The 12,310-nt window shown below is 71.1% G+C and carries 8 protein-coding genes and 1 pseudogene; 4 read left to right on the forward strand and 5 right to left on the reverse strand.

Translation table 11 applies throughout. The features are described 5' to 3' along the window. The 3 genes from H295_RS48370 (at window position 1) to H295_RS0111135 (ending at window position 3,280) form a co-directional block, all read left to right on the forward strand. The gene (locus tag H295_RS48370; RefSeq protein ID WP_020129452.1) at window positions 1–132 is read left to right on the forward strand and encodes an LPFR motif small protein; all 132 of its coding nucleotides are present in this window, start codon (window positions 1–3) and stop codon (window positions 130–132) included. A 95-nt stretch (window positions 133–227) separates the two neighbouring features. Beyond that, on the forward strand, window positions 228–2,600 hold the full coding sequence (locus H295_RS0111130; protein WP_020135439.1) for a Tex family protein: 2,373 nt from the start codon (window positions 228–230) through the stop codon (window positions 2,598–2,600). Between the two features lie 89 nt (window positions 2,601–2,689). Continuing rightward, window positions 2,690–3,280 carry a putative glycolipid-binding domain-containing protein gene (locus H295_RS0111135; RefSeq protein WP_020135440.1) on the forward strand — a complete coding sequence of 197 codons (591 nt, stop codon included), beginning with the start codon at window positions 2,690–2,692 and terminating at the stop codon, window positions 3,278–3,280. Here H295_RS0111135 and abc-f read toward each other — a convergent pair. From abc-f to H295_RS0111155, 4 genes are all read right to left on the reverse strand, one after another. Further along, window positions 3,277–4,917 carry a ribosomal protection-like ABC-F family protein gene (gene abc-f, locus H295_RS0111140; RefSeq protein WP_020135441.1) on the reverse strand — a complete coding sequence of 547 codons (1,641 nt, stop codon included), beginning with the start codon at window positions 4,915–4,917 and terminating at the stop codon, window positions 3,277–3,279. The genes H295_RS0111135 and abc-f overlap by 4 nt on opposite strands. Before the next feature lie 95 nt (window positions 4,918–5,012). After that, complete coding sequence (locus H295_RS0111145; protein ID WP_020135442.1) at window positions 5,013–6,035, reverse strand: hypothetical protein; 1,023 nt, start codon at window positions 6,033–6,035, stop codon at window positions 5,013–5,015. 211 nt (window positions 6,036–6,246) lie between these two features. Beyond that, window positions 6,247–7,947 carry a BCCT family transporter gene (locus H295_RS0111150; RefSeq protein WP_043217353.1) on the reverse strand — a complete coding sequence of 567 codons (1,701 nt, stop codon included), beginning with the start codon at window positions 7,945–7,947 and terminating at the stop codon, window positions 6,247–6,249. Between the two features lie 130 nt (window positions 7,948–8,077). Further along, entirely contained in the window at window positions 8,078–10,051 is a 1,974-nt protein-coding gene (locus tag H295_RS0111155; RefSeq protein WP_020135444.1) for a Xaa-Pro dipeptidyl-peptidase, read from the reverse strand. Window positions 10,052–10,212: 161 nt separating this feature from the next. On the opposite strand from H295_RS0111155, the gene H295_RS0111160 reads away from it, so the two are divergent. Beyond that, the gene (locus H295_RS0111160) at window positions 10,213–11,706 is read left to right on the forward strand and encodes a M1 family metallopeptidase (RefSeq protein WP_020135445.1); all 1,494 of its coding nucleotides are present in this window, start codon (window positions 10,213–10,215) and stop codon (window positions 11,704–11,706) included. Between the two features lie 181 nt (window positions 11,707–11,887). Here H295_RS0111160 and H295_RS44980 read toward each other — a convergent pair. Further along, window positions 11,888–12,266 (reverse strand): annotated as a pseudogene (locus H295_RS44980) (Appr-1-p processing protein). Window positions 12,267–12,310 lie beyond the last annotated feature (44 nt).

Raw genomic sequence — 12,310 nt, forward strand, 5'->3', positions numbered from 1 at the left:
ATGTTCCGCGCGATCGCAGACGTACTGCGCCAGATCGGTGGCGCCGTCGCCACCGTCGTGACGCTGCCCTTCCGGGCGCTGGCCCGGCTCTTCGGCGGTGCGTCCGGCTCGACGAGGAGCCGCAGGGCCTGACGACCGCGGCCGGGACGGCCGCGCCCTGATCCCCGACTGTCGGTGCCGCCTGCCACAATTGCCGCGCAACCTCAGTGAGAAGGCGGTACGGGATCGTGACGACACCCGGGTCCAGCGGGTCCACCCACCTCGGATCCATCGAAGGCAGGATCGCCGAGGAACTCGGCGTACGGGAGCGGCAGGTCAAGGCGGCCGTGGAACTGCTCGACGGCGGTTCCACGGTTCCCTTCATCGCCCGCTACCGCAAGGAAGCGACCGAGATGCTCGACGACGCGCAGCTGCGCACGCTCGAGGAGCGGCTGCGCTATCTGCGGGAGCTGGAGGAGCGGCGGACCGCGATCCTCGACTCGGTGCGGGAGCAGGGCAAGCTCACCGGCGAGCTGGAGGCGCAGATCCGGGGCGCGGAGACCAAGGCGCGTCTCGAGGACATCTACCTCCCGTTCAAGCCGAAGCGGCGCACCAAGGCGCAGATCGCGCGCGAGGCCGGTCTCGAACCGCTCGCGGAGGGCCTGCTCGGTGACCCGACGGTCGACCCGGTCGCCGCTGCCGCCGCGTTCGTCGACGCCGACAAGGGCGTCGCCGACCCGCAGGCCGCCCTCGACGGCGCCCGCGCGATCCTCACGGAGCGCTTCTCCGAGGACGCCGACCTGATCGGTGAACTCCGCGAGCGCATGTGGGTGCGCGGGCGCCTGGTCGCGAAGGTGAAGGACGGCAAGGAGGAGGCGGGCGCCAAGTTCGCCGACTACTTCGACTTCTCCGAGCCCTTCAAGGAGCTCCCCTCGCACCGCGTCCTGGCGATGCTGCGCGGCGAGAAGGAGGACGTCCTCGACCTCGTCCTGGAGCCGGAGGAGCCCACGGAGGGTCCTTCGTCGTACGAGGGGATCGTCGCCCACAGGTTCGGCATCGCCGACCGTGGCCGCCCCGCCGACAAGTGGCTGAAGGACACCGTCCGCTGGGCCTGGCGGACCCGCGTCCTCGTACACCTCGGCATCGACCTGCGGCTGCGGCTGCGCACGGCCGCCGAGGACGAGGCGGTCGACGTCTTCGCGAAGAACCTCCGCGACCTGCTGCTCGCCGCCCCGGCCGGCACGCGCGCGACGCTCGGCCTGGACCCGGGCTTCCGTACCGGCGTGAAGGTCGCCGTGGTCGACGCCACCGGCAAGGTCGTCGCCACCGACGTCATCCACCCGCACGTCCCGGCCAACCGGTGGGACGAGGCGATCGCCAAGCTGGCCCGGCTGGCGAAGGAGCACGCCGTCGAGCTGATCGCGATCGGCAATGGCACGGCGTCCCGCGAGACCGACAAGCTCGCCGGTGAACTCATCACCAGGCACCCGGAGCTGAAGCTCACCAAGGTGATGGTGTCCGAGGCCGGCGCGTCCGTGTACTCGGCCTCCGCGTTCGCCTCGCAGGAGCTGCCGGACATGGACGTGTCGCTGCGCGGCGCGGTCTCCATCGCGCGCCGGCTCCAGGACCCGCTCGCGGAGCTGGTGAAGATCGACCCGAAGTCGATCGGCGTCGGCCAGTACCAGCACGACCTGTCCGAGGTGAAGCTGTCGCGCTCGCTGGACGCGGTGGTGGAGGACTGTGTGAACGGCGTCGGGGTCGACGTCAACACCGCGTCCGCTCCCCTGCTGGCCCGGGTCTCCGGGATCACCTCCGGGCTCGCCGAGAACATCGTGGCGCACCGGGACACCAACGGACCGTTCACCTCCCGCACCGAGCTGAAGAAGGTGGCCCGGCTGGGCCCGAAGGCGTACGAGCAGTGCGCGGGGTTCCTGCGGATCCGCGGTGGGTCCGACCCGCTGGACTCTTCCAGCGTGCACCCCGAGGCGTACCCGGTGGTGCGCAGGATGGTGAAGACCGCGGGGCAGGAGGTCGCGTCCCTCGTCGGGAACACCGGCGTGCTGCGGTCGCTCAGGCCGCAGGACTTCGTGGACGAGACGTTCGGCCTGCCGACCGTGACCGACATTCTCAGGGAGCTGGAGAAGCCGGGGCGCGACCCCCGTCCCGCGTTCAAGACGGCGACCTTCAAGGAGGGCGTCGAGAAGATCTCCGACCTGGTGGCCGGGATGGTGCTGGAGGGCGTCGTGACCAACGTGGCGGCCTTCGGGGCGTTCATCGACGTCGGTGTCCACCAGGACGGTCTGGCGCATGTCTCCGCGCTGTCGAAGACGTTCGTGAAGGATCCCCGGGACGTCGTGAAGCCGGGTGACATCGTCAGGGTGAAGGTGCTGGAGGTCGACATCCCGCGGAAGCGGATCTCGTTGACGCTGCGGCTCGACGACGAGGCGGCGGCGAAGCCCTCCGGTGGGGAGCGCCGTCAGCAGCGGGGCGGGCGGCCGCCCCAGCAGCGGCAGCAGCAGCCGCGCCAGCAGCAGCGGTCGGCGCCCGCTCCGGCCAACAGCGCGATGGCCGATGCCCTGCGCCGGGCCGGCATCGTCGATCCGAAGAACGGCCGCCGCTGACCCGAACCAGCAGGTGCGGGAGGCGCACACCGCCTCCCGCACGCCGAGGGTGAAGGGCGCCAGGGTCGAGGGCGCCTAGGGTGAAGGGCATGGTCACTTCGCGCACCGTCACCTGGGAAGTGTTCGAGAGCCGGGGCTACGAGACCGCCTGGGCGGAGTTCGGCGAGGGCTCGCTGCGGGCGCGGGGCAGAGCGGTCGGGGTGGCGCCCGAGCCGTACTGGATCTCGTACGAGCTCGAGACCGGCGACGACTTCGTGACCCGCCGGCTGGTGGTCACGGCGGAGACCGGGCCGGGGACCCGCACCCTGGACCTGGCCCACGACGGACACGGCCGGTGGGCCGCCGACGGACGGCCGCTGCCCGGTCTCGACGGGGCGCTCGACTGCGATCTGGGGCTGTGCCCGCTCACCAACACCATGCCCGTGCTGCGGCACGGGCTCCACCGGGCGCCCGGGGAGCGGGAGTTCGTGATGGCGTGGGTGTCGGTGCCCGAGCTGTCCGTACGGCCCTCGCCGCAGGTCTACACCCATCTGGAGCGGACGGACACGGGCGGACGGGTGCGGTTCGCCTCCGGCGACTTCCGCAGCGACCTCCTGTTCGACGAGGACGGACTCGTCGTCGACTATCCCTCGCTCGCCCGGCGAATCACGGCCCAGGGCACCTCCGCCGGGCAGGACTAGCGCTCGGTCACCTTGCCGTCGGTGACCTCCAGGCGGCGGTTCACCCGCACCGCGTCCAGCATGCGGCGGTCGTGGGTGACGAGGAGCAGCGTGCCCTCGTAGGCGTCCAGGGCCGACTCCAGCTGCTCGATCGCCGGCAGGTCGAGGTGGTTCGTCGGCTCGTCCAGGACCAGCAGGTTCACCCCGCGGGCCTGCAACAGCGCGAGCGCGGAGCGCGTCCGCTCCCCCGGTGACAGGGTCGCCGCCGAACGCATGACGTGGTCGGACTTCAGGCCGAACTTGGCCAGGAGGGTCCGGATCTCCACGGGCTCGGTGTCGGGGACGGCCGCGCAGAAGGCGTCGAGCAGCGACTCCTCGCCGTGGAACAGCCGGCGGGCCTGGTCGACCTCGCCGATCAGGACGCCGGAGCCGAGGGCGGCCTGGCCGGCGGACAGCTCGGCCCGGCCGAGCAGGGCGGCCAGCAGCGTCGACTTGCCGGCGCCGTTCGCTCCGGTGACCGCCACCCGGTCCGCCCAGTCGATCTGGAGGGAGACCGGGCCGAGCACGAAGTCGCCCTGGCGCACCTCGGCGTCCCGCAGCGTGGCGACCACCGCGCCCGAGCGGGGTGCCGCCGCGATCTCCATGCGCAGGTCCCACTCCTTGCGCGGTTCCTCGACGACGTCGAGCCGTTCGATCATGCGCTGGGTCTGGCGGGCCTTCGCGGCCTGCTTCTCGCTGGCCTCACTGCGGAACTTCCGGCCGATCTTGTCGTTGTCGTTGTTCGCCTTGCGGCGGGCGTTCTTGACGCCCTTGTCCATCCAGGAGCGCTGCATCTGCGCCCGGTCCTGGAGGGAGGCCCGCTTGTCGGCGTACTCCTCGTAGTCGTCCCGGGCGTGCCGGCGGGCGACCTCGCGCTCCTCCAGGTAGGCCTCGTAGCCGCCGCCGTACAGGGTGATCTGCTGCTGGGCCAGGTCGAGTTCGAGGACCTTGGTGACCGTGCGGGTGAGGAACTCGCGGTCGTGGCTGACGACGACGGTGCCGGCCCGCAGGCCCTTCACGAACTTCTCCAGACGCTCCAGGCCGTCCAGGTCGAGGTCGTTGGTCGGTTCGTCGAGGAGGAAGACGTCGTAGCGGGAGAGCAGGAGGGAGGCGAGGCCGGCGCGGGCCGCCTGGCCGCCCGAGAGGGAGGTCATCGGCTGGTCCAGGTCGACCGCGAGGCCGAGCGAGTCGGCGACCTCCTCGGCGCGTTCGTCCAGGTCGGCACCGCCCAGGTCGAGCCAGCGCTCCAGGCTGGTGGCGTAGGCGTCGTCCGCGCCCGGGGCCCCGTCGACCAGGGCCTGGGTCGCGTCGTCCATCACCTGCTGGGCCTCGGCGACCCCGGTGCGGCGGGCGAGGAACTCCCGGACGGTCTCGCCCGGGCGGCGCTCCGGCTCCTGCGGGAGGTGACCGACGGTCGCCGTCGGCGGGGAGAGCCTGAGCTCGCCCTCCTCGGGTGCGAGCAGGCCCGCGAGCATCCTGAGAAGCGTGGACTTGCCCGCGCCGTTGGCCCCGACCAGGCCGATGACGTCTCCGGGCGCGACGACGAGGTCGAGCCCGCTGAACAGGGAGCGGTCGCCGTGGCCGGCGGCGAGGTTCTTGGCGACGAGGGTGGCAGTCATCAGACCGCCGATCCTAATGGCCGTACGGGACGGCCGGTGCTCGGGTTTTCAGCGCCCGCCGCCTCCCCTCCTCACCGGGCCATGGCCCCCACTCCTCAGCGGGCCATCGCCTCCACCAGGACGCTTCCCGAGGTCCGTGCCACCACGAACGACTCTCCCTTCACTGCCCTGGCGTCCAGGGCGATCCGGTGCCGGCCCGCTTCCAGGACGCCGTCGAAGACCTCCTGGGCGTGGGTGCGGTAGAGCCGGTCGAGGCGGTACGCCGTCAGCCGCACCCGGCACGGCGAGGTGACCTCGACGCCCGCCTCGCCGTCGGCGGCGACCAGCTTGATCAGCCGGCGCTGTGCGACGGGGCTGCGGTCGAGGGCGTGCTCTATCTGGGCCACGAGCAGCGGGACGATCGGGGCCAGGCCGTCGACGTAGGCCACCTCGATGCCCGCGCGGGCGAAGGACCGGCGCACGGCGGCACGTTCCTCCTCGCTGATCGCACGGCCGAAGGCGACGGCGCCGTAGCCGCGCAGTTCGTCGGCGGGGACCCCGCCCACGCCGTGGGTGATGTCGGCGCCGATGCCGATGGAGCGCAGGGCGGCGGCCAGTTTGGCGAGAACGGCGACGCGGGCACCGATGAGCAGGACGCGGCGACGGGCCCGCTGGGTCTCCTCCTGGAGGAGGGAGTCCAGTTCCGCGCGGTACTCGGCGCCCTGGAAGCGGAAGGGGCCGATGCCGTGGTAGCCGTTGAGGCGGAGGTCCACGGTCTCCTCGGTCTGCCAGGCGAAGTCGCGCCAGATGAAGTCGTCGCCGTCCCGCTCGATGACGGCGGTGACGGCCCCGCAGGCCAGGTCCGCGCACTCGGGGCAGCCGTAGATGACGTGACGGCCGCCCGGCAGCGGGGCGTCCGTCTCGCCCAGGAGGCTGCGGACGTGAGCCGTGAAGATCGCGGGCGGCACGTCGGAGGCAAGGGGGGAGACGGCGTCGAGGTCGGAGAGCTGGAAGAGGAGCGGGCGGCTGTCGACGATGAAGTCCACGAAGTCCCGGTGCAGTTGGAAGTCACCGTTGGCGAGGACTCCACCGGCACGCATCGCCGGTGCCAGGCCGAAGGTCGCGTAGGCGGCAGACATGGTGTGAGTATTCCCGGCTTCGGGCAGGTCTGCGCACGGCATGGGGCATTCCGCTACGGCCGGGCCGCCGGGCCGCCCGACGAGGAGGAGTCGGGGGCTCGACCGGGCCCGGGCGGCGTACGCGTGGTCGAAGGGGGAGCGGAGGGAGAGGGCCTGACATCGGTGCGCGGAGGAGGCGGTCGTGCCCTTCCCCTCCGCGCGTCGGCCGGTCTCAGGCGTGGTCGTGGCCCAGCGGGTCGCCCTCCGTCTCGGTGCCGGGGCCGGGGCCGATCTGGATCCCGAAGTCGCCGTCGTACTTGCGGTGACCCTCGATCACGGCGAGTTCGACGGCCTCGGAGCCCATCTCGCCGCGCACGATGACCGGGTCGCGGCGCAGGTCGCGCATGAGGGCGACACACATGCCGATCATGACGAGGACGAAGGGGGCGGCGGCCAGGATGGTGAGGTTCTGGAGGCCGGTGAGGGCGTCGCCCTGGCCGCTGCCGACGAGCAGCATGATGGCGGCGACCGCTCCGGTGACCACGCCCCAGAACACGACGACGAATCGGCCGGGTTCGAGGGCGCCCTTCTGGGAGAGGGTGCCCATCACGATGGACGCGGCGTCGGCGCCCGACACGAAGAAGATGCCGACCAGGATCATCACGAGCAGGCTGGTGACGGTGGCCATGGGGAACTGCTGGAGCACCGCGAAGAGTTGGCCCTCGGGGGTGTCCTCGCCGCCGAGCGCGCCGCCCTCCTTCAGCTTCATGGCCGTGCCGCCGAAGATCGCGAACCAGACCAGGCTGACCGTGCTGGGCACCAGGATGACCCCGCCGACGAACTGGCGGACGGTACGGCCACGGCTGATGCGGGCGATGAACATGCCCACGAAGGGCGTCCAGGAGATCCACCAGGCCCAGTAGAAGACGGTCCAGCTGCCGAGCCAGTCCGCGACGCCCTTGCCGCCGCTCGCCTCGGTGCGGCCGGCCAGCTGGGGCAGGTCGCCGAGGTAGGAGAAGACCGAGGTGGGCAGCAGGTCGAGGACGATGATCGTGGGCCCCGCGACGAACACGAAGACCGCGAGGACCAGGGCCAGCACCATGTTGGTGTTGGACAGCCACTGGATGCCCCGCTCGATGCCGGAGACCGCCGAGAGCACGAAGGCCAGGGTCAGTACGGCGATGATCGCGACGAGCAGTCCGGTGCTGACGTGGCTCATCCAGTCCAGCTCCTGGAAGCCGGAGCCGATCTGGAGGGCGCCGAGGCCGAGGGAGGCGGCGGAGCCGAACACGGTGGCGATGATCGCGAGGATGTCGATCACCCGGCCGAAGGCGCCGTTGGCGTGCCGCTCTCCGATGAGGGGGGTGAAGACGGCGCTGATGGTCTGGCGCCTGCGCTTGCGGAAGGTGCTGTAGGCGATGCCGAGGCCGACCACCGCGTAGATCGCCCACGGGTGCAGGGTCCAGTGGAAGAGGGTGGTGGCCATCGCCGTCTCCATGCGTTCCCCGGAGTTGGCGGGATCCGTGCCCGGCGGCGGGGTCGTGTAGTGGGAGAGCGGCTCGCTGACGCCGTAGAACATCAGGCCGATGCCCATGCCGGCGCTGAACATCATGGCGACCCAGGAGACGGTCCTGAACTCGGGCTCCTCGCCCTCGGCGCCCAGGTGGATACGGCCGTAACGGCTCATCGCGAGCCACAGGGCGAACACCACGAAGCACGAGGCGGCCAGCATGAAGGCCCAGCCGCCGTTGTGGATCAGGCCGTTCAGCAGGGTGGTGGAGACGTCCTCCAGGGAGTCCGTCGCCGCCCAGCCCCAGATCACGAAGGCCAGAGTGATGACGGCGGTGACGCCGAACACCACCCGGTCGGTGCGGTGGCCGAGAACGCCCAAGGGACCTTCCCGGCCACCTCTCTTCTTCAGGTCTTCAGTCATCTGCGGCACCTTCCCCTGGGGTGGCGGGTACGCCTGTTTTCACACAGTTCCCCAGGACCTACCACAGATGCCGCAGATCAGAGCCGATTCACCAGCCGGTGTCGGGCTCCCGCACCGGCTGCGCGACGGCTCATCCGCCCTCCGGGACACGGTGGGCGGTGCGCGGAGCCCGGAGCCCGTCGAGCGCTCCGGCCTCCTGCGGTACGGCGGTCCGGGCGGCCTTCGTCGCGTGCGCGAAGGCGGCGGCGCCGCCGACCAGCGGGACCCGGGCCGAGGTGCGGGCCAGGTCGATCGTCAGGGTGGGCCGGGTGGACGGCGGGTCGATGAGGTCCTTGTCGGTGCCCGCGACGATCAGGGCGAGCCGGTGGCCCGCCGGTACGACGTGGTCGGTGGCCCCGAGGTCGAGGGTGATGGTGTAGGCCTTGCCCGGGGTGAGCGGGACGCCCTTCCCGGCGTCGGCGTAGGTGCCGAGGTCGGCCCAGCCGCGGCTGACTACCGTGTAGTCGACGGCGGCGGTCCTGGCCCGGGTCTCCTTGAAGCAGGCGCTGTCACCGGTGGTGCTCAGGCCCCAGCAGGTGCGGTCGGCCAGGGTGCTGATGCCTTCCCCGCTCGCCGCGTAGTCACGGATGGTGTCGGGGCCCAGGTCCACGAGGACGGCGGAGAGGTGGGCCGTCGAGGTGGTGGGGGTCGCGGTGACGGTCACCTTCGAGGCGCCGGACAGGCGGAGGTCGCCGGTGAGAGTGCCGGTGGTGAAGCCGGCCTTTCCCGGCGTCGAGGTGTCGATCCGGGCGGCCCAGTCGGTCTCGCTCAGCGCGGGGTCGTCGGTGAAGGTCTCGGTGCCCTTGTCCTTGGTGAGGCCGAGGGTTCCGACGCCCGGCTGAGCGCCCTTCGCCGGACGCAGAGTGGTGGCCGACGTGCCGCGCGGGGGCCAGGACGTGGAGGTGACCCACTGGTCGGGGTGGCGTTCGATGTCGGCCATGGGCTCGCGGTCGATGCCGTTGTCGTAGCCGAGGAGTTCGTGGTCGAACCAGCGGTGCAGGGTGTCGACCCACTGCGCGCGGCGGAAGTCGAAGGGGTCGACGTGGCCGGTCTGGGAGAGCCAGATCTTGCGCTGGACGCCGTTCTTCGCGAGGGCGTCCCACCACGGACCGACGTGCTGGAGACGGACGTTGAGGTCCTGCATGCCGTGCACGAGGAAGACGCTGGCCTTCACCTTGCGCGCGTCCTTCACGTAGTCGCGCTCGGTCCACAGCGGGGTCAGGTCGCCGGTGCGGGGCGCCTGGTCGACGAGCTTCTGCTGGACGGCGGCGCACTTGGCGCGGGCGTCGGGGCTGTCGACGTAGTCCGAGAGCCAGTCGGGCCCGGAGTCGTAGAGGGGGGCACCCTGGGAGAAGTAGTAGTCGTACCAGGTGGAGATGGCGCTGATCGGGACGATGGTCTTCAGACCCTTCACGCCGGTGGCGGCGACGCCGTTGGCGATGGTGCCGTCCCAGCTCTTGCCGATCATGCCGGTGCGGCCGTTGGTCCAGCCGGCCTTGGTCTGCTGGGTTCCGGTGCGGGTCGTGTAGGCGGTGGCCCGGCCGTTCAGCCAGTCGACGACGGCCTTCGCGGACTGGATGTCGGAGCGCCCGCCGACATCCACGCAGCCGTCGGAGCGGTTGGTTCCGGCCAGGTCGACGCCGACGAAGGCGTAGCCGCGGGGCACGAAGTAGTTGTCGTAGAACAGCGGCATCTGGACGACACGGCCGTTCGCGTCGTACGTCTTCAACTGGCTCTCGTTGCCGCGCCCGCAGCAGGAGTAGTAGGGGCTCGCGTCCATGATGACCGGGACCTTGCGGCCCCTCTGGGCTGCTTCGCGGGGCCGGACGATGTCGACGGCGACGCGGTCGGTCTTTCCGTCACCGTCGCCGTCGAGCCGGGTGTCCACCCAGACGGACTCGCGGACGGCGTTCTCGTACGAGTAGATCGGTTGGCTCTCCCGCGGGGCCGGGTGGGTCTGCGCCTGTGCGGTCGCGGGTGCGAGGAAGGTCGCCAGCAGGGCGGCGGTGGCCGCGAGGGCGGTCGCGAGCGGTCTCCAGATCATGAAGCGCGTGCTTTTCGGCATGCGCGGACGGTACTGCGGTCAACTCCCGTGCAAAAGAGGGCCCCTTGAGACCATGTCGGCCGAATGGCGATCGTGTGACAGGGGTGGTCGTGGACACATCCAGCTCACAGGTGGTGAATAGGCTGCGAACCGACTTGGTCCCCCCACGACTTGGAGTTCTCGTGCACCGCAGACTCATCGCACCGGGCGCCCTCGCGGCGGCCTCCCTGATGCTGGCGGTCCCGGCGTCGGCGGCGAGCTTCTCCCCCGGCGCGCCGGGCATCGGCGACCCCTACTACCCGGACTACGGCAACGGCGGCTACGACGTCTCGCACTACGACCTGCGGCTCAAGTACCAGCCGTCGACGGACGAGTTGGAGGGCACGGCGACCCTCCTCGCGCGCACCACGCAGGATCTGTCCCGCTTCGACCTGGACTTCCTCCTCGATGTGAGCGAGGTGCGGGTCAACGGCACGAAGGCGTCCTTCACCACGTCGGGCGAGCACGAACTGGAGATCACGCCCAAGTCGCCGCTGGCCAAGGGCACCGCGATCACGGTCGTGGTCCGCTACAGCGGAGTGCCCTCGTCGAAGCAGGCGTACGGCTTCACCAGCTGGCACCGCACTCCGGACGGCGGGGTCGGGGCGAACGAGCCCGAGGCCGCCTGGTGGTGGTTCCCGAGCAATGATCATCCGCTCGACAAGGCCACCTACGACGTGTCGGTGCTGGTCCCGGACGGCAGCCAGGCCATCTCCAACGGCACGCTCCAGTCGACGAGTTCGCGCCTCGGCTGGACGCGCTGGAACTGGCGCTCCGACAAACCGCAGGCCACGTATCTGGCGACGCTGGCCGTCGGCCGCTTCGACCTCACGACCGGCACGACCGACGGCGGGATCCCGATCGTCAACGCCTACAGCAAGGACCTGGGGGCGAACGACGGTGCCGCGCGGGCCAGTGTCGAGCGGACCGGGGAGATCGCCGACTGGCTGAGCTCGTACTTCGGGCCGTATCCCTTCGACGCGCTCGGCGGGTACGTGCCGAACACGAACACCGGGTACGCGCTGGAGACCCAGACCCGGCCCTTCTACAGCCCGCGCCAGTTCGCGAACGGCTCCAACACCTCGGTGGTCGTGCACGAGCTGGCCCACCAGTGGTACGGCGACCTGGTGTCGGTGAGCGGCTGGAAGGACATCTGGATCAACGAGGGCTTCGCGCGGTACGCGCAGTGGCTGTGGTCCGAGCACGAGGACGAGGGCACGGCACAGGAACTCGCCGACTACGTGTACGCCTCGCACCCGGCCGACGACGCGTTCTGGACCGTGCGGCCGGGTGATCCGGGGCCGGAGAACCAGTTCGACATCGCGGTCTACGACCGGGGTGCGCTGGCCATCCAGGCGCTGCGGAACGAGATCGGTGACGAGGCGTTCTTCACGGTGCTGAAGGGGTGGCCGCAGAAGCATGCCTACGGCAACGCCTCGGTGGCCGACTTCCAGAAGTACGCCGAGGAGGTGTCGGGTCGGCCGCTGGCCGCGCTGTTCGACACATGGCTGTTCCAGCCGTCGAAGCCGGGGACGCCTGCGGCGCGGGGTGCGGCGATCGCGCGGTCCGCGGAGGCTCCGGCGCAGCCGAGGTCGTGGAAGAGGATCGCGGCGACGAACGACGTGCACGGCGGATAGGGCCTGTCCGGCGGTCTGCCTCTCGGCGGGAGTGGTTGGGCGGGAGCGGCCGGGCGGGTGCGGAGTGTGTCCCTGGTGACCGCGTCCGTCTCGGTCGACGGCACGGTGGAGGCGTGGGTGCCGGCGGGCCGGGGTACGGCGGTGAGCGAGATGCCGTGGTCGCGGTGCAGGGGGTTCTTGGTCAGCTCCCGGCCTCCCCGTGGTCGTACACGGTGACCTCGATGCCCCGCCGCACCAGCCGCTCGACGATCAGCGGCTCGACACGGGGCCACCTGCCTCCGGCCAGACCGCACCCTATCCGCGGCATGTGCACGGACGCGCCGAGTTCCACGGCCTTGTCGGCCACCCCGGCTCAGGGCCTCGTCGATGGCCTCGTAGCGGACCGGGACGCCTTTGCTGCCCGTCCGGATGCCCCGCTGTCCCACCAGGTTGGCCACCCAGACATACCGCTCGACCTGCACGAACTGCGCGGCGCCCAGCCCGAAGTCGTTCGAGGCGCGCCCCCGGTGCCAGGCCCGGTAGGCGGCTTCCGGTTCCGGCCATCGCCGTGACACCGCCACGACGAAGCCCTTGCCCCAGCCCCCCGGATGTACGTGATCTCCCC

The sequence above is a fragment of the Streptomyces sp. 351MFTsu5.1 genome (genome assembly GCF_000383655.1).
In the GTDB taxonomy this organism is placed as follows: domain Bacteria; phylum Actinomycetota; class Actinomycetes; order Streptomycetales; family Streptomycetaceae; genus Streptomyces; species Streptomyces griseorubiginosus.

Excerpts from the sequence above, each read along its gene's own strand:
- H295_RS48370 (WP_020129452.1), top strand. The coding sequence starts at position 1 with ATGTTCCGCGCGATCGCAGACGTACTGCGCCAGATCGGTGGCGCCGTC.
- H295_RS0111135 (WP_020135440.1), top strand. The coding sequence starts at position 2,690 with ATGGTCACTTCGCGCACCGTCACCTGGGAAGTGTTCGAGAGCCGGGGC.
- abc-f (WP_020135441.1), bottom strand. The coding sequence starts at position 4,917 with ATGACTGCCACCCTCGTCGCCAAGAACCTCGCCGCCGGCCACGGCGAC.
- H295_RS0111150 (WP_043217353.1), bottom strand. The coding sequence starts at position 7,947 with ATGACTGAAGACCTGAAGAAGAGAGGTGGCCGGGAAGGTCCCTTGGGC.
- H295_RS0111155 (WP_020135444.1), bottom strand. The coding sequence starts at position 10,051 with ATGCCGAAAAGCACGCGCTTCATGATCTGGAGACCGCTCGCGACCGCC.
- H295_RS0111145 (WP_020135442.1), bottom strand. The coding sequence starts at position 6,035 with ATGTCTGCCGCCTACGCGACCTTCGGCCTGGCACCGGCGATGCGTGCC.